The sequence below is a fragment of the Cryobacterium sp. BB736 genome (assembly GCF_014980265.1).
Taxonomy (GTDB): Bacteria; Actinomycetota; Actinomycetes; order Actinomycetales; family Microbacteriaceae; genus Terrimesophilobacter.
In genome coordinates, this window is record NZ_JABXWQ010000001.1 from 1,104,488 (window position 1) to 1,128,881 (window position 24,394).

At 67.0% G+C, this 24,394-nt stretch carries 21 protein-coding genes; 6 read left to right on the forward strand and 15 right to left on the reverse strand.

The features are described 5' to 3' along the window. Positions 1-147 precede the first annotated feature (147 nt). From IRG63_RS05365 to IRG63_RS05375, 3 genes are all read right to left on the reverse strand, one after another. Complete coding sequence (locus IRG63_RS05365; RefSeq protein WP_193509425.1) at positions 148-537, reverse strand: MmcQ/YjbR family DNA-binding protein; 390 nt, start codon at positions 535-537, stop codon at positions 148-150. Positions 538-689: 152 nt separating this feature from the next. After that, positions 690-1,475 carry a glucosamine-6-phosphate deaminase gene (locus IRG63_RS05370; protein WP_193509426.1) on the reverse strand — a complete coding sequence of 262 codons (786 nt, stop codon included), beginning with the start codon at positions 1,473-1,475 and terminating at the stop codon, positions 690-692. Positions 1,476-1,479: 4 nt separating this feature from the next. Then, positions 1,480-2,256 (reverse strand): hypothetical protein, encoded by a 777-nt coding sequence (locus tag IRG63_RS05375; protein WP_193509427.1) that lies wholly within the window; start codon positions 2,254-2,256, stop codon positions 1,480-1,482. A 224-nt stretch (positions 2,257-2,480) separates the two neighbouring features. Here IRG63_RS05375 and IRG63_RS05380 point away from each other — a divergent pair, with 224 nt between their 5' ends. Beyond that, positions 2,481-2,984 (forward strand): hypothetical protein, encoded by a 504-nt coding sequence (locus IRG63_RS05380; protein ID WP_168626170.1) that lies wholly within the window; start codon positions 2,481-2,483, stop codon positions 2,982-2,984. Between the two features lie 3 nt (positions 2,985-2,987). Here the strand turns inward: IRG63_RS05380 and IRG63_RS05385 are convergent, their stop codons facing one another. Then, complete coding sequence (locus IRG63_RS05385; RefSeq protein WP_193509428.1) at positions 2,988-3,617, reverse strand: alpha/beta hydrolase; 630 nt, start codon at positions 3,615-3,617, stop codon at positions 2,988-2,990. A gap of 100 nt (positions 3,618-3,717) precedes the next feature. On the opposite strand from IRG63_RS05385, the gene IRG63_RS05390 reads away from it, so the two are divergent. Next, a complete protein-coding gene (locus tag IRG63_RS05390) occupies positions 3,718-4,257 on the forward strand; it encodes an NUDIX hydrolase family protein (RefSeq protein ID WP_168626172.1) in 540 nt (179 codons plus the stop codon). Between the two features lie 144 nt (positions 4,258-4,401). On the opposite strand, the gene IRG63_RS05395 is transcribed toward IRG63_RS05390, so the two are convergent. The 3 genes from IRG63_RS05395 to IRG63_RS05405 form a co-directional block, all read right to left on the reverse strand. After that, complete coding sequence (locus IRG63_RS05395; protein ID WP_193509429.1) at positions 4,402-4,902, reverse strand: GNAT family N-acetyltransferase; 501 nt, start codon at positions 4,900-4,902, stop codon at positions 4,402-4,404. Between the two features lie 198 nt (positions 4,903-5,100). Beyond that, positions 5,101-6,588, reverse strand: a complete 1,488-nt coding sequence (locus IRG63_RS05400) for a DEAD/DEAH box helicase (protein ID WP_193509430.1) — start codon at positions 6,586-6,588, stop codon at positions 5,101-5,103. A gap of 208 nt (positions 6,589-6,796) precedes the next feature. Next, the gene (locus tag IRG63_RS05405; protein ID WP_193509431.1) at positions 6,797-7,717 is read right to left on the reverse strand and encodes an ornithine cyclodeaminase family protein; all 921 of its coding nucleotides are present in this window, start codon (positions 7,715-7,717) and stop codon (positions 6,797-6,799) included. A 59-nt stretch (positions 7,718-7,776) separates the two neighbouring features. Between IRG63_RS05405 and IRG63_RS05410 the strand changes: the two genes are divergently transcribed. Continuing rightward, entirely contained in the window at positions 7,777-8,520 is a 744-nt protein-coding gene (locus IRG63_RS05410) for a 2-phosphosulfolactate phosphatase (RefSeq protein WP_193509432.1), read from the forward strand. Positions 8,521-8,639: 119 nt separating this feature from the next. On the opposite strand, the gene IRG63_RS05415 is transcribed toward IRG63_RS05410, so the two are convergent. The 7 genes from IRG63_RS05415 to IRG63_RS05445 all read right to left on the reverse strand — a co-directional run bounded on the left by IRG63_RS05415 (position 8,640) and on the right by IRG63_RS05445 (position 14,091). Next, positions 8,640-9,131, reverse strand: a complete 492-nt coding sequence (locus IRG63_RS05415) for a SprT-like domain-containing protein (protein ID WP_168626177.1) — start codon at positions 9,129-9,131, stop codon at positions 8,640-8,642. A 101-nt stretch (positions 9,132-9,232) separates the two neighbouring features. Continuing rightward, positions 9,233-9,739: a hypothetical protein gene (locus IRG63_RS05420; protein ID WP_193509433.1), complete on the reverse strand. Its 507-nt coding sequence runs from the start codon at positions 9,737-9,739 to the stop codon at positions 9,233-9,235. A 27-nt stretch (positions 9,740-9,766) separates the two neighbouring features. Continuing rightward, positions 9,767-10,888 carry a sorbosone dehydrogenase family protein gene (locus IRG63_RS05425; protein WP_227411730.1) on the reverse strand — a complete coding sequence of 374 codons (1,122 nt, stop codon included), beginning with the start codon at positions 10,886-10,888 and terminating at the stop codon, positions 9,767-9,769. Between the two features lie 114 nt (positions 10,889-11,002). Further along, entirely contained in the window at positions 11,003-11,851 is an 849-nt protein-coding gene (locus IRG63_RS05430) for a spermidine synthase (RefSeq protein WP_168626180.1), read from the reverse strand. 65 nt (positions 11,852-11,916) lie between these two features. Next, the gene (locus IRG63_RS05435) at positions 11,917-12,117 is read right to left on the reverse strand and encodes a CDGSH iron-sulfur domain-containing protein (RefSeq protein WP_193509434.1); all 201 of its coding nucleotides are present in this window, start codon (positions 12,115-12,117) and stop codon (positions 11,917-11,919) included. Beyond that, a complete protein-coding gene (locus tag IRG63_RS05440) occupies positions 12,110-13,075 on the reverse strand; it encodes a glycosyltransferase family 2 protein (protein WP_193509435.1) in 966 nt (321 codons plus the stop codon). The genes IRG63_RS05435 and IRG63_RS05440 overlap by 8 nt, the downstream gene beginning before the upstream one ends. Beyond that, positions 13,075-14,091, reverse strand: a complete 1,017-nt coding sequence (locus IRG63_RS05445; protein WP_193509436.1) for an iron-containing redox enzyme family protein — start codon at positions 14,089-14,091, stop codon at positions 13,075-13,077. The genes IRG63_RS05440 and IRG63_RS05445 overlap by 1 nt, the downstream gene beginning before the upstream one ends. 543 nt (positions 14,092-14,634) lie before the next feature. Between IRG63_RS05445 and rpoB the strand changes: the two genes are divergently transcribed. The 3 genes from rpoB (at position 14,635) to IRG63_RS05460 (ending at position 23,956) form a co-directional block, all read left to right on the forward strand. Next, on the forward strand, positions 14,635-18,129 hold the full coding sequence (rpoB, locus tag IRG63_RS05450) for a DNA-directed RNA polymerase subunit beta (protein WP_193509437.1): 3,495 nt from the start codon (positions 14,635-14,637) through the stop codon (positions 18,127-18,129). 47 nt (positions 18,130-18,176) lie between these two features. Beyond that, positions 18,177-22,061: a DNA-directed RNA polymerase subunit beta' gene (locus IRG63_RS05455; RefSeq protein WP_168626185.1), complete on the forward strand. Its 3,885-nt coding sequence runs from the start codon at positions 18,177-18,179 to the stop codon at positions 22,059-22,061. Between the two features lie 257 nt (positions 22,062-22,318). Continuing rightward, on the forward strand, positions 22,319-23,956 hold the full coding sequence (locus IRG63_RS05460; RefSeq protein ID WP_193509438.1) for a GspE/PulE family protein: 1,638 nt from the start codon (positions 22,319-22,321) through the stop codon (positions 23,954-23,956). Between the two features lie 129 nt (positions 23,957-24,085). Here the strand turns inward: IRG63_RS05460 and IRG63_RS05465 are convergent, their stop codons facing one another. Beyond that, positions 24,086-24,247 carry a hypothetical protein gene (locus IRG63_RS05465; RefSeq protein ID WP_193509439.1) on the reverse strand — a complete coding sequence of 54 codons (162 nt, stop codon included), beginning with the start codon at positions 24,245-24,247 and terminating at the stop codon, positions 24,086-24,088. Positions 24,248-24,394 lie beyond the last annotated feature (147 nt).

Below are 24,394 nucleotides of genomic sequence, written 5' to 3' on the forward strand. Positions count from 1 at the left end.
CCGCCATCCACTGTCAGGACTCGGTGCTCGCGGCCGAAGTGGCCGGCTTGTCCCGTCGCGCGGGTGTTTAATGCTCGCGCTGGTGTTGCAACACCCGCGCGAGAAGAAAGCACCCGCGCGAGCGCTGCTGCGGCCGGGATGCGCAGCTCACAGACCGTTGGCGAGAAACTCCTCCACCAGTTTCTTGGGTGCACGCGCCAGCCACGACTCGACAATCACCTCGCGCAATCGGTCTTCCCCGATGGCATCCAGCCGAACCAGCACGATCGGCCAGCCGTCGAGATGTGGAGTCGCGAAGAACAGCGGCATGCCCTCGTCGAGCAGAGCCTGCTTCTCGCCCTCGTCGGACACGTACACGCCAAGGTTGGGTCCCTCCGGCGCCTCATCGCCCAGCGCCGCCAGATCGCTCTTACGCAGGGGGCGCTCCCAGGCGAACGATTTCTTTCCCACTTGCCAGGCAAGCCCGTCGTGCGACGGTTTTTCGGCGGCACCCGGCAGACCCAAAGCGATTCGCCTCACGTCAGCCACGGTCGCCATGCCGCCACGGTACGCCTGACCGACGGCGTACGGAATTGCATCTGACCAATCTGCTGCGCGCGGGTGTTGCGTGCTCGCGCTGGTGTTGCAACACCCGCACGAGAAAGAAGCACCCGCGCGAGCGGTCAGCCGCCCGGCGAGCTCAGGAGCGGCTAGATGCTCTGCCAGCTCGGCTTGTTGGCCCACGCATAGCGGTAGTACTCGGTGTGCGCGAGCCGGCTGGCGGCATCCTCGTCGACGATGACCGTCGCGCGTTGGTGCAGCTGGATGACGGATGCGGGCAGCGCGGCGCTGACCGGTCCCTCGACCGCGCCCGCGATCGCGCCGGCCTTGCCCTCGCCGAACGCCATCAGCACGAGGTGGCGGGAGCGCAGGATGGTGCCCAGCCCCTGCGTGATCGCCTGCGTGGGAACCTCGTCCAGCGACCCGAAGAACCGGGCGTTGTCCCGTCGGGTCTGCATCGTCAGCGTCTTGACCCGGGTGAGCGACGACAGCGACGAGCCGGGCTCGTTGAAGCCGATGTGCCCGACCGTTCCGATGCCGAGCAACTGCAGGTCGATGCCACCGGCATCCGTGATCGCCTGCTCGAAGTCATCGCCCGCGGTCTGGATCGTCTCCGGGTCTCCGGATGGCACGTGCACGAGTGATGGGGTAAGGCTGAGCGGCACGGTGACCTCGGTCCTGATCACCGACTTGTAGCTCTGCGGGTGACCCTCTGGCAGCCCGACATACTCGTCGAGCGCGAAGCCGCGCACCCGGCTGAGGTCGAGGCCATCGGCCGCGGCGCGAGAGGCGAGCGTGCGATAGGCCGGCAGCGGGGTCGAGCCGGTGGCGAGACCGAGCACTGCATCGCTCTTGCGCCCCAGCAGGTCGAGGATGGCGCCGGCGACCAGGTTGCCCGCCGTTTCCTGGTCGGGGACGATGATCACTTCTGGCATCGGGTCAGTCCTCACGCCCGTTTGAACCGCGGCGTGCCTTTGCCTTCTCGGCAACAATCGCGGCGCGTTCGGCGAGGCGGCGCTGGAGGGTCGCCTGCGCATCCTCGATGAACTGCTCGTCGAGCGGCGGGCTGGTGTGCTCGGTTGTGCCGTGGTGCGTGGCGATGAAGGCGTCGAGTTCGGGGCCGGACTCCCACGACGTGATCAGGCAGTAGCGCGGGGCGCTGCCCCGATGCCACACCGCGTGCCAGAAGCGCTGCGTGTCGACGATGACCTGGCTTCCGGCTGACAGCGGGATGCGAACCTCGGTCGACGGGTCCCAGCGGTCCTCGCGCAGGATCAGGTAGGAGTCGGGGTCGTCGGAAAGGTTGAAGAATCCGCGGACGATCCAGCCGGTCTCATCCGGATTGAGCCGGTTGTTGTCGTCCTGGTGCAGGTTGTATAGGGCGTCGACGTACTCGTTCGGTTGCAGCTCGATCACGCGGCAGCGGCCGACGTTGGCGCCCGGCTCCTGCGCTCGGCGCGTGAGATTCGGGGCTTTCTGCACCTGCGACTCGATCCAGACGCCATCCTTGTCGGTGCGCGGCGGCTCGTGGTGCCAGAACCCGTTGACCTCGATCTCGCCCTTGGCGCTGGCCAGCGGCGCGAAGCGAGTGTCGCCGGATGACTTCCAGTCGACATACTCGAGGTCGAGCCATTCCTTCGGGTCGGCTTCCTGGTCGTACCTGTCGAGAACGACAAAGCCGCGCTCGCCGAGCGCGGCCGAGGTGATGTAGCTCATGTGGCGCGGGGTGCCCTTTCGAGATGTGAGGGCGAGCGCGTTTTAACTCGCCCAACAAGGCGAGCGTAACACTGTCGATTCGGGCGTTCCCGGCGGCATCCGCCCCTCCGGCAGAGGTTTGTGCCATGGGCAAGCGAACGTTCCGTTGCATTTGGCACAAAGCTCTGCGCCCGCGTGCGGGCGCCGCCACTGGCTAGACTTTCGCCCAGAAGAGCGGGGGCGGCATGAGCGATCGCGACACCAGTGCAGGGCCGAGGTTCGATCCGCGGTTCCCGCCGGCGTTTCAGCCGGGCTACGACGAGCGGGTGCACCGCGAGGAGCCGCCCCGCGTCCCGCTGCGCGAGGCGCCACGCACCGATCTGGATGACTTGATCGCGGCGGCCGCGGCCGACGCGCACGAGGAGCGGATCGCATCCGACCCGGCATTCGACCATGGCGACGAGACTCCGGATGCTGCCGAGCCGGCTCCCGCAGGACCGTGGTGGAAGCGGATCAACCCGTACCTGGTGGCACTCGGGTTGATCGGCGTCGCGCTGCTGGTCGCCGCGTGGAACCTCGCCGCGTACTCAGCTCGGGGAGCCTTCTTCGGGCAGCCCAGTTCCCAGTTCGACCCCGTGCAGATGTTCTTCCTGCAGTCGGCGATCTTCACCGTTCCGTTGTTCGGGACTCTGGGGCTGGCGACCCTGATCTCAATTGTCGTGATCCTCGCGACGCGGTGGCGCCGCTAGCTGCTAGTACTGGTCGCGGAGGAAGGCAACGATGTCGCCGAGTTCCTCCTGCGAAACGCCGTGCCCCATGCCCGGGTAGACCTTCTGGGTCAGCGTTGAATGCTCGGGAAGCCAGCTCTTGGTGAACTCGAGGCGATCCTCGGTGAAGATCGGGTCGGCCGTGCCGCGACCCCAGAAGACCGGCGGCTTCACCTCGGCCAGTCGTTGGTCGCCGTCGCGTTCCTCTGCGATGGCGAAGCCGCTCAAGGCGACGGCGAACGCGAACCGCTCGGGCCGGGAGCGCAGCAACTCGAGTGACATCGCGGCGCCCTGCGAGAAGCCGAGCAGGCCCACCGTGGTCGACTGTGTGCCGTCGAGCCAGTCGAGGATCGCTTGGGTCGAAGCTGCGGCGGACTGCCAGCGCGCAGCATCCGGTGCCTGCTCCGGCATCGGGAACCAGCCGTGCCCCGGCCCGTACGGCAGGGGAGCGCGCAGCGACGCGATGACCGGTTCGAGCGGGAGGTAGCTCGCCATGGAGAACAGGTCGCCCTCGTGCGACCCGACCCCGTGCAGCAGTACGAGCAACGGGCGGCTCGCACGCTCACTCTCCGGGGCTGACCACAGCACGGCATCCGAATCGATCGTCACGCTCATGCCCCAATCCTTGCCCATCGAGTCGGGAGAAGAGTGCGCTTTGCGCGTCGGATTGCGGGCAAACCTCCCGACTTGATCGGCTCGTGGGTGAAAATGGGGCATGGCCTCAGTGGGAACCCCCGACCCGAACTCCGCCTGGCTCTCCGACGACGAGCTGGAATCCGTCCGCCGCCGGCTGCCGCTGATCTACGTCGAGGCGGTGCCGGTCCGAGTGGATGGCCTCGGCCAGGTCATCGAGGTCGGCGTGCTGTTGCGCGCGTCGGCGGGCGAGATGAGCCGGACCATCGTGTCCGGTCGCGTGATGTACGGGGAGACCCTCCGGGAGGCGCTGTTCCGCCACCTGGAGAAGGACCTCGGGCCGATGGCGTTCCCGCAGCTGCCGGCGAGCCCAATCCCGTTCCAGGTCGCCGAATACTTCCCGTTGCCGGGCATCAGCGCGTTCACCGACTCGAGGCAGCACGCGGTCTCGCTTGCCTACGTGGTTCCGGTGACCGGGACCACCGAGCCACGGCAGGACGCGCTCGAGCTGACCTGGCTGACCCCGGAAGCGGCCTGCAGTGACGAGATCAGCCGGGAGATGGAGGGCGGCAGGGGAGCCCTGCTGAAGGCTGCGCTGGCGTCGGTGGGTCGGTTGGGGTAGTCGGCGCGCCGTCCCTATCGCTCAAAGCTGTCGAGACCGCGCCCGTTCCGGCGATCCGCTCGGGTTCCGGTCATCCGCGCCCGGTGTGCGGGGTGCGGATGTCCGGAGGCGGAGCGTAACGGTGGTCGAGCTCATCGAGACCCGCTATGCGGTCGCGCCCCGCACCATCCGGATCTCGTGGATCGACCCGTCGCCAACTGGGAGCTCGTCGGTCGTGCCATCGCGCACGAAGCCGTTTCGCTCATAGAAGGCGATCGCGCGCGGGTTGTCCTCGGCAACCCAGACCAGGGCGGGTTCGGTCCCGATCGCCGCGTCGAGCAGCCCCTGCCCCGCGCCGCTCCCGTGGTGTGCCGCCAGCAGGTAGATCACGTACAACTGCAGCGGCACCGGTGGGTCTTCGTCGAGGGGCGTTCCGGCGCCGGCCAGTCCGACAACCACCCCGTCAACTTCGGCAACGACGGGCCCGCCGACGCCGCCCCGTCGCTCAATCGCCCGCCGCCACATGTCGGCTCGTTCGGCCGGGTCGAGTGACGCGAGCGTTTCCGCTGGCAGCAGGTGCGCGTAGGTCTCGTGCCAGGACTGCACGATCACGACGCCCATCCGGTCGGCGTCCTCGACGCGGGCGGGGCGAATGGTGAACGACATGCGGCGACCCTAATGCCGTGCAATCACCGCCCACAACGCCGAATTGCCCACTTTCGCCCTTGTTTCGGTCGGAAACTGGGGCGAAAGTGGGCAACTGGGTGCAGCGATAGCGGGTGAGGGGTCAGAAACGGGCCTTCCGGAGCCTGCGAAGGGCGTTATTGGACCCCTCACGGGGCGCGGATGTCCGGATGCGGCGCGTCAGCCCTGCGCGCGGCGACCGGTGCGGCGCTCGCCACCGGATGCCACAGGCGTGGACGTGCTGTACGTGCGCGCCGACGAGCGGGTGCGCGGGGCGTGAGCGTTGGAGCGCTCGCCCTGAGCCGACTGCCCAGTGCGCTTGCGCTGTCCCGAGCGAGCCTGATCCGGGCTGCGCAGGCCGCGCGACTGTTCGCCACGCGAAACCGGACCACCCTGACCAACCTGGCCGCCGCGGGTCGCGCGCTTCCGGCGCGCGTTGGCGCCCTGCGACGTGCCGCCGCCGCGCTGCTGCTGCACCACGCGCGGCGCGGGCTTCACGAACGCGGCGACCTCGCCGACGAGCGCGGTCACGGCGCCCGAATCGGCGGTCACCTGCTGCGGTCGCGCGGTGATCGCAGCCTTGCGCAGCAGCGACGCGACATCCGACCGCTGGGCCGGCAGCACGATGGTGACAACGTCACCGTCGCTCCCGGCACGCGCGGTGCGGCCGCTGCGGTGCAGGTACGCCTTGTGCTCTGCCGGCGGGTCGACGTGCACCACGAGCTCGACGTCATCGACGTGCACTCCGCGCGCCGCGACATCCGTCGCCACGAGAACCTTCGCCTCACCGGAGGCGAACGCGGCCAGGTTGCGGTCACGCTGCGGCTGCGAGAGGTTGCCGTGCAGGTCGACCGACGGGATCCCCGACTCGGTCAGCTGCTTGGCCAGCTTCTTGGCGTGGTGCTTGGTGCGCATGAACAGGATGCGACGTCCGGTGCCGGACGCGAGCGTGTTGATCAGGTGCTTCTTCGCGTCGACGTCGGTGACCTCGAACACGTGGTGGGTCATCGCGTCGACGTGGCTCGTCGCTTCGTCGACCGAGTGCAGGATCTCGTCGTGCAGGTAACGCTTGACGAGCTTGTCGACGCCGTTGTCCAGGGTGGCGGAGAACAGCATCCGCTGGCCGCCATCCGGGGTCTTGTTCAGGATGCGCGTGACCACGGGCAGGAAGCCCAGGTCGGCCATGTGGTCGGCCTCGTCGAGCACGGTGATCTCGATGGCGTCGAGGGTGAGGTGACCCTGTTGCATCAGATCCTCGAGGCGCCCAGGGCAGGCGACAACGATGTCGACGCCGGCCTTGAGCGCGGCGACCTGGCGCTGCTGCGAGACGCCGCCGAAGATCGTGGTGAGCTTCAGGTCGTACGAGGCGGCCAGGGGCTCCATCGCCGCGGAGATCTGGGTGGCAAGCTCACGGGTCGGTGCGAGCACGAGGGCATGCGGACGACCGGACTGCCGGCGCCCGCCGTTCGACAGGCGCGCGACGAGCGGGATGGAGAACGCGAGCGTCTTGCCGCTGCCGGTCTTGCCGCGTCCAAGCACGTCGCGGCCGCGGAGCGTGTCGGGCAGGGTGTCCTGCTGGATCGGGAAGGGGCTCGTGATGCCGCTCTTTTCGAGAGCGGCGACGAGCGGTGCGGGCACGCCGAGCGCGCCGAAGCTGGTTTCAGACATAGAGGTGTTTCAGTGCTTTCGCATTGGGCGTCAGGGCGTGCGGTCGCACGCGAATAATGGGCCTGACGGAAGATGGCGAAGATGGCGGATGCCACATTCAATTCGCCGCATGAAATCAATCGCGCCCAACAGGGCGGAGAAGCGTTCTACGACGCAGGGAGCACCATTCGGCGCTCGCAAGATGACACCAGCGTAGCAGGGGCCGGGGTCAGCCCCTGCGATAGAGCTCGGAAGCGATCGACAGGTCCTCCCAGGACATGCCGGTGCTCTTGAAGATCCGCGGGCGCGACCAGTCAACCGGCACCGCCCCGGTGACCAGGTCGCGCATGCCAGTCAAGGCATCCGGGCTCAGCCGCCCCTCGGCCACCGGGATCATGACGTCGCCGGCCTCGCGCAGCGCAACCGGCACCGATTCGACCACCACCTGTGACCGCGCGACGAGGGCGCTGTCGACTTCACGCGCGTCGGCCGCGTGCGCGCCGACGGCCAGAACGCACGCGGTATCGGGCACCAGCGCGCTGTCGAACAGCGGCTCTGTCGCGGTGGTCGCGCACACGATCACGTCGGCGTCGCGGATCGCCTCTACGGTGCCCACGTCGGCGACGATCCCGGATGCGCGCACCGCCGCGGCCGCGCTCGCCGCCCGCTCCTGGTTGCGCGCCACGATGGTCACGTGCTCCAGCCGCCGGATGCTGCGCATCGCCTCGACGTGCCCGAGCGCCTGCGGACCTGATCCGAACACGACCAGCCGTGGCACGTCATCCGGAACCAGCAGGTCGGCCGCCGCGGCAGACACCGCCGGGGTGCGCAAGGTGGTCAGCGCAGCGCCGTCAAGCAGGGCCACTGGGCTGAGGGTTGCCGCATCCGTGAGCACGTAGACGCCCTGGATGAGAGGCAGCCCGCGAGCCGGGTTCTCGGCCGCCACGGTGAGCACCTTCACCCCGGCGAACTCCGACGACTCGCTCGGCATGAGCAGGAATTTCCCCTGGGCCAGGTCGACGGAACCGCGCTCGAAGTCGGCATCCGGGTCGAGTCCGCTGCGCAGGTCGCGCTGGAGGGTGCGCACCGCGTCGAGGTAGTTCATGCGCTCGAAGATGTCGTCTGCCGTGAGGAAGGGGAGGGTGGTCATGTTGCGTGATGCTACCCGGCCGCCAGGAGCGCGCCGCCCGGTCGATTAGCATTTCGTAGGTGTCATCGCCGCTTTCGCAGAGCCAGTACCAGGTGCGATTCGACTGGGGGATCGAGGGCGCCCGCACCGTGGCGGCGGATGTCGATGTGATCGTGGTCGTCGATGTGCTGTCGTTCACAACCATGGTGGGGATCGCGCTCGAGTACGGCATCGAGGTGCTGCCGTTCGATGGCACGGATGCGGCACGCTACGCGAGCGAGCACGCCGCGGTCGTCGCGGGGAAACGCGGTTCGCCGCTGAGCCTCTCGCCGGCGAGCGTCGGACCAGAGCACGCCGGCACACGGGTTGTCGTGCAGTCTCCGAATGGCTCACGGATCAGCGCGGCGCTGCGCGGTGATGTCCCGGTCGTCGCCGGATCGCTGCGCAACCGGAGTGCAGTCGCGGAATGGGTGCTCGCGAGGCAGGCCGAGAAGGCGAATCGGTTATCGGTGGCGGTGATCGCATCTGGTGAGGCGCGCGGCGATGGCACCTCGCGCTTCGCGGTCGAGGACATGTTCGGCGCCGGCGCGATCATCGACGCGCTCGCCGAGGTTGGCATCGACTTCTGCTCGCCGGAGGCAGCTGCCGCGTCTGCCGCATTCACCGGATTGCGCAACGCGATCGGCCATCTGGTGAGCGCATCTGCCAGCGGCAAAGAACTCGAGGAGTGGGGCTTCCCGCAGGATGTCGAACTGGCGAGCCAGGTCGACTCGTCCACGGTCGTGCCCGTGCTGCGCGGTGACGCGTTCAGCATCACTCGGTGATCGAGCCCGCCGAGATCCGTTGACAGGACGCGGCGACCACACCAGCGAGCGCCGGCGAAATGTGCGAGTGCACGCGGTCTATCGCACGCGCTCGCACATTCGAGCGGCGCTGGCCGGGGTCAGCTCGCGGATGCCGCCCGGCGGCGTGTCGCGGCCGAGACGGTCCGCTTCGTCCAGCTGATCAGGTTCGAGCGGTCGAACCGGCGCGAGCACTTGCCGCACGACATCGCCCGGGTCGGCTTCCGGTAGCGGAAGAACTGGTGACCGGCGGGACACGCCCCGACCCACGGAGCGAGCTCATCGGCGACTTCGCCGTGATGCAACCGGCCGCCCTCGTACCCGATCTCGCGCGCGAGCTTCTTCCAGCGCGGCCCGTGCCCCGAGCCTTGCCCGGCCATCGCATGCGCGACCTCGTGCAGCAGCACCTGATGAATCTCGTCATCCTCGTAGCGCGCGGCCAGGTAGCGCGAGACGGTGATGCGTTTACGGGTGTAGTTGCACAGGCCGGCCCGGGTCTTCGCGGTGTCGAAGCCGAAACTCCACTCGGTGGGGTCGAGATGCAGCGCTATCAGGGCCTCCGCCCACCGCCGCACTCGAACCAGATCCGCCACGAATCGAGGCTAACCGCTGCCCGCAACGCTCCCCGACCCGACGCTCCCGACGGGGCAGTCCTCCGCGGCAAGCCGACTTGTGAACGAGCAGACGACGCGGGTCAGAGCCGCGACTCGACGACCTGCGCGGCGAAAAGCGAGCTCTGCACCTGATCATCCGGTGCGCCGATCCGCTCCCGCATCGCGGCCGCGGTGCGGAAATCCTGCAGCGCACCGGCGAAGTCCCCGTGGTCGAACAGCACCTTCCCGCGGTGCTGCAGCGCGAACGCTTCCGTCGCCGCCCAGTCGTGAGTGCGCGCCTCATCGATGCACGCGGTGAGCTCGCGCCGGGCGTCGTCGAGCTTGCCCTGTTCCTGCTGCACCTGCGCTCGCCGGATGCGAGCCCGGCAGATGGACTCCCGATCCCCGGTCATGCGCGCGTTCCGCAGGGCCGCGTTGGCGGCATCCCACGCGTCGTCGATGCGCCCGACCATCCGCAGCAGGGCGACCTTCTCGTTGATGGACTCGGTGTCGCGGCGGTTCTCGAGCTCCGCGAGCCGATCACCGGCCGCCTGGAGGTCGACCTGTTCACGAAGTGTTGTCGGGTCGTAACCGAGAATGATGTCCACTGGCCCTCCCGAGGTGTCGAACCAACGCTAACCCTCGCGAAGCGGCTCCAGCCGTACCTGCATCAGCTTGTCGTCACCTTCGCGCGGGTTTCCACGACCGTCGGTGTTGTTGGTGAGCACCCAGAGGCTCCCATCCGGACCCGGGACCGCGTCGCGCAGCCTGCCGAATTCACCCTCGAACCACGCCACCGCATCCACCCCGCTTGCGGCGAACGGGTAGATCGCCCACAGTCGCTCGCCGCGCAGTGCGGCCATGAACAGCGTCTGGTCGATGTAGGCGAGACCGCTCGGGCTGGCATCGGATGTCGGCCACTGGTAGACCGGGTCGATCAGGCCGGCGACCTGGCCGACGCCCTCGACGATCGGCCAGCCGTAGTTGCCGCCAGCGGTGATGCGGTTCAGCTCGTCCCAGGTGTTCTGCCCGAATTCGGATGCCCATAGCTGGCCGTCCTCGTCCCACGCGAGCCCCTGCGGGTTGCGGTGCCCGAACGAGTACACCGGCGAGCCGCTGGTCGGGTTGTCGACCGGCACCGAGCCATCCGGTTCGAGTCGGAGGATTTTGCCGTTCAGCGTGTTCGGGTCCTGCGCGAGGGAGGCGTCGCCTGCGTCCCCGGCGGTCACGAACAGGTTGCCGTCCGGTCCGAACGCGATGCGCCCGCCATTGTGGTTGCTCGCCTTCCGGATGCCCGTGATGATCGGTTCGGCGTCGCCCAGAGAGTACGCGCCGGGTCGACCGTTCAGCAGCATCCGGATCACCCGATTGTCGGATTCACCGGTGAAGTAGGCGTACAGCCAGATGGTGTCACCGAGTTCGAGGGTGGCGATGCCGAGCAGACCGCCCTCACCGGCGGGCACGACCCCGTCGATGGTGCCCACCTCGCGAACCTCGCCGTCGGTGAGCTCCTTGATGAGGGCGGTGTCGCGTTCGCTGATCAGTGCAGAGCCGTTGGTGAGACGGGCAACCGACCACGGCGAGGTCAGGCCGGTGGCGAGCACCTCGGGTGTGCCGGCCGGTTGAACCGGGGTGGTCTGCGGCGAACTGGCCGGTGGCGTGAATGTGCTTCCGCTGGGTGTCGGCCCGGGTGACGACGTGCAACCGACCAGCAGGCCGAGCGCTACCGCTGCCACCAGCATCCGGCTACTCACCATGCCCCAATCCTCCCCGCGCGCCTACTGAAAATGCAGGAGATCCGGCCCGATTCGTGCCGTTCCGTTACCGATCCGGCAAGTCGGCGGCCGAATCTCCTGCATTTTCCGGCGCGATCAGCGCTCGCGGAAAATGCTCGAGTTGGGAGCGGGGGATGGCATCGCGGTGGCGTCGGTGATGATCGGCGCTCCGGCGATCCAGTCGACAAGCTCCTTGCCGGTGATGACCTTCGCCGGATGCGGCCCGCCGGCCAGCAGGCGCGGCATCCACTCCATCGGCAATTCGCGCGCCGAACCTGCCAGTACCACGTTGCCGAACCGCCGCCCCTTGAGGATGCTCGGCTCGGCGAGCGCTGCGACGTTGCCGACCACCTCGCGCAGCGTCGCGGTCTGACCTCGGGCGAAGGCGAGGCCGGGGCCATCCGCGACGTTCACCAGGATCACGCCGGCGGGGGCCAGCAGCGCCGCCGCGCTCCGATAGAACTCGACACTCGTCACGTGCGCGGGCGTGCGCGAACCGCTGAAGACATCGACGATCAGCAGGTCGACGGCCCCGGTCAGCCCGGGCGGCAGCCGCTCCAGCACGTCGCGCGCGTCACCGTAACGCACCCGGATCGACGCCTGACGCGACCACGGCAGGTGCTCGCGCACCAGGTCCACCAGGTCGCTCTCCAGCTCGATCACCTGCTGCCGCGACCCGGGCCGGGTGGCCTCGATGTACCGCGGCAGGGTGAGAGCGCCCGCGCCCAGGTGCACCGCAGTGATCGGGCCATCCGGCAACTGGTCGATCACGTGTCCCATCCGCTGGACATACTCGAAGAACAGCTGCGACGGGTCGTCGAGGTTGACGTGCGACTGCGGCGTCCCGTCGACGACGAGAGTGAAGGATCCGGGCACCCACCGGTCCGGTTCGATGACCGCGCGGTGGCCGCTGAGCTTCAACACTCGGGAGGGGAACTGCTGCATCCTTAAGATCATTCCGCACCCGGCTGGGTTCACCGCTCACTCGGATGGTCCCGGATGCTGCAGCGTCACTCCTCGGTGCGGAATCCGGATGCCTTGTGCGTACCGTCGCAGAACGGCTTGATCGAGGAGAGTCCGCACCGGCACATCGCGACAGTCTTCCGGCGCGCGTCGATGGGCTCGCCGTCCGCGCCCAGGATTTCGAAGTCACCGCGCAGCAGGAGTGGCCCATCCGGGCACAGTTCGATCGATCCCTGTCGCTCAAGCACGGCTTCGCACCCTCGGTCGTCCTGCCAAGCCGCGCGCGCTGGCGGCGCGTTTGATCCTGGTGCCCGAATAGCGCACCCCGCCCGTGGCGCGTTGCGCCAGCGCGACCCATGACGTGACAGCTCGCTCGGCAACCCAGAGCGGCGCCCACAATGCCGAGGTCGCCGGGAATACGGTTTTCCCCGCGCGGCGGCGGCGGCCGACCTCGGCGACCGCCACCGCGGTGAGCGCGCCGACCAGCAATGGCAATGGCCTGCCCCTGGTGGCGATGGCTGCGGGCAGCAGCGCCAACTCGACGGCGAGGCGAGCGGGTTGCGCGAGCGAGTCATAGGCCTGCCGCACGCGCTGATCAGCGAACTGCTCGGGCGTCGGCGGCAGCCGGCGCACATAGAGGTCGAGCGCGTTGGTCTCCCGCCCGCCGGCCGAGGTGATGGTGCGGATGAGCTCGAGGTTCTCGAACAGCACATCGCCGTCGTAGCCGCCCGTGTTCATCAGGGCGCTGCGTCGGAAGCCGAGGGTGCCCGGGTAGTCGGCGCCGAAGGCGCGATTGATCAGCATCCGGGCGGTGTCCCAGCGGGCCTGCCAGGGAAGCGGATCGTAGTAGTTCTGCGGCCGCACCAGGTCGGCGCGCTCGAGCTGCTCGACAAGGGCGCGGAACGTCACCGGCCCGTACCGCACGTCGTCGTCCGCGACCACGACGAGTTCGTGCCGCGCGTGCCGCACTCCGGTCATGACGCCGGCGACCTTCCCGTTGCCGCCTGGCCAGAACTCCGGCCGCATGTGACGAACGTCGCTGGGCAGTACCTGCGCGTGCTCCTCGAACAACTCGGCCGGCGAGCCGTCGACGACGGTCACGTCGGCGCCGTTCTTCAGGTGGTGGAGGTAGCGCACCAGCTCGGGCAGTCTCGAATCGTCCTGCCATTTGAGCGGAAGCACGTACTCGACCGGGAATCTCGGCATCAGGCGGTCACCTGCTGGCGAAGGGACGATTGGCCGGTTGTCCACGCGGCGAGGATGCGCTCGCCGACGATGCCGTCGATGGTCAGGCAAGCGGATGCGCCAAAAAGCACGTCATCGAGCAGTTCCGGTTCCGCCTCGATCAGGCCGCCGGCGAGGTTGCGCGCCGCGATCTGCTCGTGGACGGCATCCGCTTCGACGTGTTCGTCGAAGTACCAGGTGACGTCCTCGCCGAACCCGTTGCGTCGGAAGCCGTTGCCATAGAGCTTGTTCGGGATCGACGAGGTCATCTCGAATGCGGCAAGATGACCGACGATGGCGCCGCGCAGGCGCCGGTGCAGCCCGAACAGCGACATCATGTTGGCAGATGCGAGGGTGATTGCCGGTACCTGATCGACGTAGGCGCCGTAGCTGTCGTCGAGTCCGAGACCGCGCATGGTCTGGGCGAAGATAGCCGCGTGCATCCGTGCGGGGTCGCCGCCGCCGTACTCGTCGGCTTCGATCTCGACCAGGGCGGCCTTGGCCACGCCCTCGAGCCGCGGGATGGCCCACGCGTGCGGGTCGGCTTCCTTCAGTTGGTAGATCGAGCGTTGGACGAGGAATTCGCGCAGCTGCGACTCGTCGGCCTGGCGTGCAACGAAGCGGGAGAGGCTCGGACCGCCGGTGTCCGCGGTCAGCTCGAACAGCGCGTCGGCCACCGCGCGTCTGGTTGACTCCGGTCGAGATGGGCGCGGTACGACCTCCCGCAGCCTGGCCTCGAAGGCGGCCTCGATGAGCGCGCGGATAGCAAGGAGCTCCGGATGCCACTCCCACGCGTCCGCGACTCCGTCAATGCCCCGGTAGTGGAGCTCGTACAGCACGAACAGCGCCACCTGCAGATCGTCGTCGGTGAGCACGTCCTCCGCGCCTGCCACCGCCTGGGCGATCGCACCGCTCGAACCTCGTGCGTGCCGCTCCGACCGCGACAGGAGTGTGAACAGTGCATCGCTTGCAACGCCTCGCGCCTCGGGTAACCGCATCGTTCCTCCCGCCTCGGGACTGCGAGCGTAGCCACTCAATGGCGGCGATCACTGGGCGTGTTCTGGATGGTTGCTGGACAGCGCCCGTAAGCCGTGGTTGCGCGGCAGCATGGATCGCCGGAGTCCAAGCAGGTGGGCGAGGCACACGAGGCCACCGGCGTCACCGGCTGACGGCTACCCCTGTTATGCAGGACATTCGGTCTCGTTCAGGCCCGGATCCCAATAAAGCCGCCCCCAGAAGGCACTATCTCCTGCACAACAAGGGATGTCCTGCACAACAGGACGGGGATGGACGGTCGGCCGGGTTACGTATACCTGAAAACGCGATCTCGGTCAAGAATTCGGCTGGACACGGCGTGCCGCCTCGCCTATGATGGTTCTTTGCGCTCCCAGATAATCTGTGCCTTCATATTGCGGTCGGCTGCGCGTGCCCGGATGACTCATCCATCGGCATAACCCTATGAGGTTCTGGCGAGCGATCACCCCACACAACACCACCTACAGTAAAGGGCCTTTAGAGCTGGCCCACCGGAGGTTATTTCCTTGGCTGCTGCGCGCAACGCATCCACCAGCAAGACTCTCAAGAACGGCCGCTCAGCTTCGCGGCTTTCGTTCGCCAAAATCACTGACACGCTAACAGTTCCCGATCTGCTCGCACTGCAGACCGAGAGCTTCGATTGGCTCGTCGGAAACGACAACTGGATTCAGCGCGCCGCTGCCGCCAAGGCCGCCGGTCGCCAGGACCTCCCGTCGCTCACCGGCCTCGAGGAGATCTTCGAGGAGATCTCCCCGATCGAGGACATCGGCGAGACGATGCAGCTGTCGTTCACCAACCCCTTCCTGGAGGAGAAGAAGTACTCGATCGACGAGTGCAAGGAGAAGGGCAAGACCTACGCTGCCCCGCTCTACGTCGAAGCCGAGTTCATGAACCACCTCACCGGTGAGATCAAGACCCAGACGGTCTTCATGGGTGACTTCCCGCTCATGACCCCCAAGGGCACGTTCATCATCAACGGCACCGAGCGTGTCGTCGTCTCCCAGCTCGTCCGTTCGCCCGGTGTCTACTTCGACCGCACCCCGGAGAAGACCAGCGACAAGGACATCTACTCGGCCCGCATCATCCCGAGCCGGGGCGCATGGCTCGAGTTCGAGATCGACAAGCGCGACCAGGTCGGCGTTCGCATCGACCGCAAGCGCAAGCAGTCCGTCACGGTGTTCCTCAAGGCGCTCGGCATGACGAGCGAGGAGATCCTCGACGAGTTCAAGGGCTACGCGTCCATCGAGGCGACCCTGGAGAAGGACACCGTCCTCACCAAGGAAGAGGCGCTCAAGGACATCTACCGCAAGCTCCGCCCGGGCGAGCAGGTGGCTGCCGAGGCCGCGCGTGCGCTCCTCGACAACTTCTACTTCAACCCGAAGCGCTACGACCTCGCCAAGGTCGGCCGGTACAAGATCAACCGCAAGCTCGGAATCGACGCACCGCTGTCCGACTCCGTGCTCACGCAGGCCGACATCATCGCGACGATCAAGTACCTCGTCGCGCTGCACGAGGAGCAGACGACCATCCAGGGCGTCCGTGACGGCAAGAAGGTCGACATCCGCCTCGACGTGGACGACATCGACCACTTCGGCAACCGTCGCATCCGCGCGGTGGGCGAGCTCATCCAGAACCAGGTCCGCACCGGTCTGTCCCGCATGGAGCGCGTCGTCCGCGAGCGCATGACCACGCAGGACATCGAGGCCATCACGCCGCAGACGCTCATCAACGTGCGTCCGGTCGTCGCCGCGATCAAGGAGTTCTTCGGAACGAGCCAGCTGTCGCAGTTCATGGACCAGAACAACCCGCTCGCGGGTCTGACCCACAAGCGTCGCCTGTCGGCGCTCGGCCCCGGTGGTCTGTCGCGTGAGCGTGCAGGCGTCGAGGTCCGTGACGTGCACCCGTCGCACTACGGACGCATGTGCCCGATCGAGACCCCTGAAGGCCCGAACATCGGCCTCATCGGCTCGCTCGCGACCTTCGCGCGGATCAACTCGTTCGGCTTCATCGAGACCCCGTACCGCCGTGTCGTCAAGGGCAAGGTCACCGAGAACATCGACTACCTCACCGCAAGCGAGGAAGACGAGTTCGTCGTCGCACAGGCCAACGCGCCGCTGACCGCCGACTCCCGCTTCGCTGAGGAGCGCGTGCTCGCGCGGTCCAAGGGCGGCGAGGTCGACCTGTTCACGCACGACGAGATCGGCTACATGGATGTCTCGCCGCGCCAGATGGTGTCGGTCGCGACGTCGCTCATCCCGTTCCTCGAGCACGACGACGCGAACCGCGCCCTCATGGGTGCGAACATGCAGCGTCAGGCCGTCCCGCTGCTGCGCAGCGAGAGCCCGCTGGTCGGGACCGGTATGGAGGGCTACGCAGCCATCGACGCCGGTGACGTCGTCACCGCTACCAAGGCCGGTGTCGTCTCCGAGGTGTCGGCGGATGTCGTCACCATTCAGCTCGACGAGGGCGGCACGCAGGACTACTACCTGCGCAAGTTCGACCGCTCCAACCAGGGCACGAGCTACAACCACCGCGTCATCGTCGGCGCGGGTGACCGCGTCGAGGCCGGCGAGGTCATCGCGGATGGCCCCGCCACCGAGAACGGTGAGCTCGCGCTGGGCAAGAACCTGCTTGTCGCGTTCATGCCGTGGGAAGGCCACAACTTCGAAGACGCGATCATCCTCAGCCAGAACCTGGTCAAGGACGACGTGCTCTCCTCGATCCACATCGAGGAGTACGAGGTCGACGCTCGCGACACCAAGCTGGGCAAGGAGGAGATCACCCGTGACCTCCCCAACGTCAGCCCCGAGCTGCTCGCCGACCTGGACGAGCGCGGCATCATCCGCATCGGCGCCGAGGTCCGCCCCGGTGACATCCTCGTCGGCAAGGTGACCCCGAAGGGTGAGACCGAGCTGTCGGCCGAGGAGCGCCTGCTGCGCGCGATCTTCAACGAGAAGAGCCGCGAGGTCCGTGACACGAGCCTCAAGGTGCCCCACGGTGAAGAGGGAACCGTCATCGGCGTGAAGGTGTTCGACGCGCAGGACGGCGACGACGAGCTCGGCTCGGGCGTCAACCAGCGCGTTGTCGTGTTCATCGCCCAGAAGCGCAAGATCACCGAGGGTGACAAGCTCGCTGGCCGTCACGGCAACAAGGGCGTCATCGCGAAGATCCTGCCGGTCGAGGACATGCCGTTCCTCGCCGACGGAACTCCGGTCGACATCATCCTGAACCCGCTCGGCGTGCCCGGTCGCATGAACTTCGGCCAGGTGCTGGAGATCCACCTCGGCTGGGCTGCGAAGCAGGGCTGGGACGTGGACCGCAAGCAGAAGTGGGCCGGCGGCCTGCCCGAGGCTGCGCACACCGCCGAGCCCGGCACCCGCGTCGCCACCCCGGTGTTCGACGGTGCGTCGGAGGAGGAGATCGCTGGTCTGCTCGACTCGACCCGCCCGAACCGTGACGGCGAGCGTCTGATCGGCTCCACCGGCAAGACCGTGCTCTTCGACGGTCGCAGCGGCGAGCCGTTCCCGGACCCGATCTCGGTCGGCTACATGTACATCCTGAAGCTGCACCACCTGGTCGACGACAAGATCCACGCGCGTTCGACCGGACCGTACTCGATGATCACCCAGCAGCCGCTCGGTGGTAAGGCGCAGTTCGGTGGCCAGCGCTTCGGTGAGATGGAGGTGTGGGCGCTCGAGGCATACGGTGCCGCGTACGCCCTGCAGGAGCTGCTCACGATCAAGTCCGACGACATCCTCGGCCGCGTCAAGGTCTACGAGGCGATCGTCAAGGGCGAGAACATCCAGGAGCCCGGCATTCCGGAGTCGTTCAAGGTGCTCATCAAGGAAATGCAGTCGCTGTGCCTGAACGTCGAGGTGCTCTCGGCGGATGGCCAGGCGGTCAGCCTCAAGGACACGGATGACGAGGTCTTCCGTGCCGCTGAAGAGCTCGGCATCAACATTTCCGCGCGGTTCGAGAACTCGTCCATCGACGAGATCTGACCTGCAGCCAACGACGAATTTCCAAGATTTCTACAACAGGAGACAAATTGCTCGACGTTACAACGTTTGATGAGCTGCGCATCGGCCTCGCAACGGCTGATGACATCCGTCGCTGGTCGCACGGTGAGGTCAAGAAGCCCGAGACAATCAACTACCGCACGCTGAAGCCCGAGAAAGACGGCCTCTTCGGAGAGCAGATCTTCGGCCCCAGCCGTGACTGGGAGTGTGCCTGCGGCAAGTACAAGCGCGTGCGCTTCAAGGGCATCGTCTGTGAGCGCTGCGGTGTCGAGGTCACCAAGTCCTCGGTCCGTCGCGAGCGCATGGGCCACATCGAGCTCGCCGCGCCGGTCACCCACATCTGGTACTTCAAGGGTGTCCCCAGCCGTCTCGGCTACCTGCTCGACATGGCGCCGAAGGACCTCGAGAAGGTCATCTACTTCGCCGCGTACATGATCATCTCGGTCGACGAGGATGCTCGTCACGCCGACATGCCTGGCCTTGAGAACGAGCTTCGCCTCGAGATCAAGGAGCTGGAGAACCAGCGCGACGCCCGCGTCGCCGAGCGCCTGCAGAAGCTCGAAGAGGACCTCGCGGCCCTCGAGGCTGAGGGTGCGAAGGCCGACCAGAAGCGTCGCACCAAGGACGGCGGCGAGAAGGAGATGTCGCAGATCCGCAAGTCGTACGACGAGCAGATCAGCCACCTCGAGCGCGTGTGGGACGACTTCCGCAATCTCAAGGTCGGCGACCTCAAGCCCGAGGACGCCGTGTTCCACGAGCTGCAGGATCGCTTCGGCATCTACTTCGAGGGCTACATGGGCGCCGAGGCGATCAAGCGTCGCCTCGAGAGCTTCGACCTCCAGGCATCCTCTGACGAGCTGCACGACCAGATCGCCAACGGCAAGGGTCAGAAGAAGATCCGCGCGATCAAGCGACTCCGTGTCGTGAACTCGTTCCTGCAGACCGGCAACTCGCCGGCGGCGATGGTTCTCGACGTGGTCCCGGTGATCCCGCCGGAGCTGCGCCCGATGGTTCAGCTGGACGGTGGCCGCTTCGCGACCTCCGACCTGAACGACCTGTACCGTCGCGTGATCAACCGCAACAACCGTCTGCGTCGTCTGCTCGACCTCGGGGCTCCCGAGATCATCGTGAATAACGAGAAGCGGATGCTGCAGGAGGCCGTCGACGCGCTGTTCGACAACGGCCGCCGCGGTCGTCCCGTCACCGGTACCGGCAACCGCGCCCTGAAGTCCCTCAGCGACATGCTGAAGGGAAAGCAGGGTCGTTTCCGGCAGAACCTGCTGGGCAAGCGCGTCGACTACTCCGGCCGTTCGGTCATCGTGGTCGGCCCGCAGCTCAAGCTGCACCAATGCGGCCTGCCGAAGCAGATGGCGCTCGAGCTGTTCAAGCCGTTCGTCATCAAGCGCCTCATCGACCTCAGCCACGCTCAGAACATCAAGAGCGCCAAGCGCATGGTCGAGCGCAGCCGTCCGCAGGTCTGGGACGTGCTCGAGGAGATCATCCGCGAGCGCCCGGTGCTGCTGAACCGTGCACCAACACTGCACCGCCTCGGCATCCAGGCGTTCGAGCCGCAGCTCGTCGAAGGTAAGGCGATCCAGCTGCACCCGCTCGTGTGTGCCGCGTTCAACGCCGACTTCGACGGCGACCAGATGGCAGTCCACCTGCCGCTGTCGGTCGAGGCTCAGGCCGAGGCGCGCGTGCTCATGCTCGCGTCGAACAACATCCTGAAGCCGTCGGATGGCCGCCCGGTGACGCTGCCCACGCAGGACATGATCATCGGCCTGCACCACCTGACCACGGTCAAGGAGGGCGCGACCGGTGAGGGCCGTGCGTTCTCATCCGTCGCCGAGGCGATCCTCGCGAAGGACCAGGCAACGCTCGACCTGAACGCCAAGGTGCGCATCCGGCTCGAGAACATCGTGCCGGGTGACGTCGAGGCGCCGGAAGGCTGGGAAGCCGGTCAGCCGCTCATGCTGGAGACGACCCTCGGTCGCGCGCTCTTCAACGAAACGCTGCCGGAGGACTACCCGTGGGTTGAGGCTGTTGCCGACAAGGGCAAGCTGTCCGCGATCGTCAACGACCTCGCCGAGCGCTACCCGAAGGTGGAGGTCGCAGCGACGCTCGACCGCATCAAGGACGCCGGCTTCTACTGGGCGACCCGCTCCGGTGTGACCGTTGCTCTCTCCGACGTGCTGACCCCGCCGAACAAGCGCGAGATCATCGGCAACTACGAGAAGCAGGCCGCCAAGGTGCAGTCGCAGTTCGAGAAGGGCCTCACGACCGACGCCGAGCGTCGTCAGGAGCTCATCGAGATCTGGAACAAGGCCACCACCGAGGTTGCCCGCGCGATGGAGGACAACCTCCCCGCCGACAACAACATCAACCGCATGGTCACCTCTGGTGCTCGTGGTAACTGGATGCAGGTTCGTCAGATCGCCGGTATGCGTGGTCTGGTGTCGAACCCGAAGGGTGAGATCATCCCGCGTCCGATCATCTCGAGCTACCGCGAGGGCCTCTCGGTCGCGGAGTACTTCATCGCGACGCACGGTGCCCGTAAGGGTCTTGCTGACACGGCGCTCCGCACCGCGGACTCCGGCTACCTGACCCGTCGTCTCGTGGACGTCTCGCAGGATGTCATCATCCGCGAGGACGACTGCGGCACCTCGAAGGGCCTCGAGCTGGCCGTCGCCGCGCCGAACTCGGAGGGCGTGCTCGTTCGCGACCCGAACATCGAGAACTCGCTCTACGGCCGCAGCCTGTCTTCGGATGCTGTGGACGACAAGGGCCAGGTCGTCGCCCCCGCTGGCGAGGACATCGGCGATGTGATGATCGACAAGCTCATCACGGCGGGCATCACGCGCGTCAAGGTGCGCTCGGTGCTGACCTGTGAGTCGGCCGTCGGTGTCTGCGCGGCCTGCTACGGCCGTTCGCTCGCCACCGGCAAGCTCGTCGACATCGGTGAGGCCGTCGGCATCATCGCGGCGCAGTCGATCGGTGAGCCGGGAACGCAGCTGACGATGCGTACCTTCCACACCGGTGGTGTGGCATCCGCCGATGACATCACCCAGGGTCTGCCCCGTGTGACCGAGCTGTTCGAGGCGCGTACCCCGAAGGGTGCGAGCCCGATCGCGGAGGCCGCAGGCAAGATCACCATCGAGGACACCGACCGCAACCGCAAGCTGATCCTCACCCCCGACAACGGCGAGGAGCCGATCACCTACACGGTGCTCAAGCGCTCGACGCTGCTAATCGAGGACGGTCAGCATGTCGAATTGGGTCAGCAGCTGCACGTCGGCGCCGTCGACCCGAAGGAAGTCCTTCGCGTTCGCGGTGTCCGCGCGGTGCAGGAGCACCTGGTTGACGGTGTGCAGGGCGTGTACCGCTCGCAGGGTGTGCCGATCCACGACAAGCACATCGAGGTCATCGTCCGGCAGATGCTCCGCAAGGTGACCGTGGTCGACCACGGTGACACCGAGCTGCTGCCCGGTGAGCTCGTCGACCGCTCGCGGTACAACACGCTCAACCGTGCCGCGATCGTCGAGGGCAAGAAGCCGGCGACCGCCCGCGAGGAGGTCATGGGTATCACCAAGGCGTCGCTCGCGACCGAGTCGTGGCTGTCGGCCGCGTCGTTCCAGGAGACCACCCGGGTGCTCACCCAGGCGGCGATGGAAGGCAAGTCCGACCCGCTGATGGGCCTGAAGGAGAACGTGATCATCGGAAAGCTCATCCCGGCCGGTACCGGCCTGGCGAGCTACCGCAACGTCACGGTCGAGGCGACGGAAGAGGCGAAGGCCGAGCGCTACCCGAACCGCATCTTCGCGGACGAGGGTTCGTTCACCGAGTCCGACCTGTCATTCGTCGACTTCGACACCTTCAGCTCGGATGACATGAGCTCGGGCGGCAACTACAGCTAGTCCCGTTCAATCACACGAAAGGGCCCGTCACTGCAGGTGGCGGGCCCTTTTGTGCGCTCGTTTCGTCACATCCGTCACTCCTGCCACACGCCCCCCATCTGCGGGTATAGCGAAACACCCTCGATTGCCGGTAGTTTTGGCATTCGATGTAGTATCGCCGTCGGTCATACCCGACTGGTCAATGGCGGATAGTACGCAGGGGGCTTGGGGGAGTACCAGTGGCATCTCTAACGGAGATTCTCATTTTGCGTGGCGTCATGCCCATCGAGAGCCTCGACTCGGTTCCGAATGGCTGGGGCGAGGAAGAGCAGTCCGTCCGGATGCTCGTCGAGAAGGGCGTGCTCACCGAGGCGCAGGTCGCGTCGGCGCGTGCCGCCCAGGCCGGCCTTCCGTTCGTCGAGCTCATCGAGTACCCCGTCGACCGCACCGCGGTCTCGATGGTCCCCGCGGCGCTGTGCCGCAGGCACGAGGTCATCCCGATCGCGCTGGCCGAGGACATCCTGACGCTCGCCATGGTCGACCCGGGCAACGTCTTCGCGGTCGACGATGTGCGCACGGCGACTCGGATGCGCGTGAGCGTGGTGGTTGCCGAGAAGAGCGATCTGCTCGCGGCGATCGACCGCTACCACCGTGCCGATGGGGAACTCGACGAACTCCGCTCCGCTCTGGAGGAGGAGAACGAGACCGCAGGGACGGACGTCGCGCTCGCGGGCCCGCAGGAGCCGTCGCAGGATGACGCGCCGATCGTTCGCTTCGTCAACCTGCTGATCAGCCAGGCCATCCAGGACCGCGCATCCGATATCCACATCGAGCCGGCCGAGCGGGAGCTGATCGTCCGCTACCGCATCGACGGCGTTATGCACGAGATGCAGCGCGCACCGCGCACGATCACCAACGGCGTCATTTCCCGCCTGAAGATCATGAGCGACATCGACATCGCCGAGCGTCGCAAGCCGCAGGACGGCCGCATGTCGGTCAGCCACGGCGGCCGCAAGATCGACCTTCGTGTCGCGACGCTGCCCACGGTGTGGGGCGAGAAGGTCGTCATGCGTATCCTCGACACCTCCGGTGCGCAGCGGTCGCTGGCCGACCTGACGATGCTCGATCGCAACATGAGCGCCTACCAGTCGTCGTTCACCAAGCCGTACGGCATGATCCTGGTCACCGGTCCGACGGGTTCCGGTAAGTCGACGACGCTGTACACCACGCTGCACGCGGTCGCGAAGCCGGAGATCAACGTCATCACGGTTGAGGACCCGGTCGAGTACCGGATGCCGGGCATTAACCAGGTGCAGGTGAACGTGAAGGCGGGCCTCACGTTCGCGAGTGCGCTTCGGTCGATCCTGCGTTCCGACCCGGATGTCGTGCTGATCGGTGAGATCCGTGACCAGGAGACGGCTCAGATCGCGATCGAAGCCGCGCTCACCGGCCACCTCGTGCTCTCGACGCTGCACACCAACGACGCCCCAAGCGCGGTGACGCGTCTGACCGAGATGGACATCGAGCCGTTCCTGGTCGGTTCCGCGCTGGATGCTGTCGTCGCGCAACGTCTGGCCCGTCGCCTGTGCGACCGTTGCCGAGTGCCGTACCAGCCTGACCCGGTCGAACTGTCGGCCATGCGCTTCGTGATGGACCCGACCCAGCAGATCCCGACGCTGTTCCACCCGGGCGGATGCCAGTACTGCTCCGGCACCGGCTACCGCGGCCGTGTTGCGATTCACGAGGTCATGCTCGTCACCGAGGAGATCGAACGGCACGCCGTCGACCGGTCGTCCGCTGCCGAGATCGCCCGCACCGCACGTGAGCAGGGGATGCTGACGCTGCGGGAGGACGGTTGGGAAAAGGCGAAGCTGGGCCTGACGTCCGTCGAAGAAATCTTGAGGGTGGTCGCCTGATCGGGCGAACACACACGTAGTAACAGGGGGAACCACCATGGACAAGCCGGTACACGAGATTCCGATCGTGGACGAACCGAGCGACTTGCGTCGCCGCGGAAACGCCATGGGTGGTGGAATCGCGTCGCCCTACGAGACCGCTCCTCCGCCCATGCTTGGGCCGGATGGCACGCCCATTCCGCCTGCGCCGCCTGCTGGCGCTATGCCGCCTCCTCCGTCGACTGCCGCTCCTTTGCCTCCGATGGCGCCGCCGGTGATCCCGCCGGGCAGCACCCCTGCGGTCGGGTACATGCCGCCGCCTCCGCCGCCGGTTTCCACCTCGCCGCTCGCGGCACCGACCTTCTCGACGACGGCTCCTCCGCAGCCGGCACCCCCGCAGCCGGCCGCGACCTACACTCCGCCTGCGTTCCCGCCGCCCGCACCGGCCGCGCCCACGCA

Bases quoted from the DNA above. Each gene is read 5' to 3' on its own strand.
- IRG63_RS05365 (WP_193509425.1), bottom strand. From the start codon at position 537: ATGGCGACCGTGGCTGACGTGAGGCGAATCGCTTTGGGTCTGCCGGGT.
- IRG63_RS05370 (WP_193509426.1), bottom strand. From the start codon at position 1,475: ATGCCAGAAGTGATCATCGTCCCCGACCAGGAAACGGCGGGCAACCTG.
- IRG63_RS05375 (WP_193509427.1), bottom strand. From the start codon at position 2,256: ATGAGCTACATCACCTCGGCCGCGCTCGGCGAGCGCGGCTTTGTCGTT.
- IRG63_RS05380 (WP_168626170.1), top strand. From the start codon at position 2,481: ATGAGCGATCGCGACACCAGTGCAGGGCCGAGGTTCGATCCGCGGTTC.
- IRG63_RS05385 (WP_193509428.1), bottom strand. From the start codon at position 3,617: ATGAGCGTGACGATCGATTCGGATGCCGTGCTGTGGTCAGCCCCGGAG.
- IRG63_RS05390 (WP_168626172.1), top strand. From the start codon at position 3,718: ATGGCCTCAGTGGGAACCCCCGACCCGAACTCCGCCTGGCTCTCCGAC.
- IRG63_RS05395 (WP_193509429.1), bottom strand. From the start codon at position 4,902: ATGTCGTTCACCATTCGCCCCGCCCGCGTCGAGGACGCCGACCGGATG.
- IRG63_RS05400 (WP_193509430.1), bottom strand. From the start codon at position 6,588: ATGTCTGAAACCAGCTTCGGCGCGCTCGGCGTGCCCGCACCGCTCGTC.
- IRG63_RS05405 (WP_193509431.1), bottom strand. From the start codon at position 7,717: ATGACCACCCTCCCCTTCCTCACGGCAGACGACATCTTCGAGCGCATG.
- IRG63_RS05425 (WP_227411730.1), bottom strand. From the start codon at position 10,888: ATGGTGAGTAGCCGGATGCTGGTGGCAGCGGTAGCGCTCGGCCTGCTG.
- IRG63_RS05430 (WP_168626180.1), bottom strand. From the start codon at position 11,851: ATGCAGCAGTTCCCCTCCCGAGTGTTGAAGCTCAGCGGCCACCGCGCG.
- IRG63_RS05440 (WP_193509435.1), bottom strand. From the start codon at position 13,075: ATGCCGAGATTCCCGGTCGAGTACGTGCTTCCGCTCAAATGGCAGGAC.
- IRG63_RS05445 (WP_193509436.1), bottom strand. From the start codon at position 14,091: ATGCGGTTACCCGAGGCGCGAGGCGTTGCAAGCGATGCACTGTTCACA.
- IRG63_RS05460 (WP_193509438.1), top strand. From the start codon at position 22,319: ATGCCCATCGAGAGCCTCGACTCGGTTCCGAATGGCTGGGGCGAGGAA.
- IRG63_RS05465 (WP_193509439.1), bottom strand. From the start codon at position 24,247: ATGTACCCGACCGCAGGGGTGCTGCCCGGCGGGATCACCGGCGGCGCC.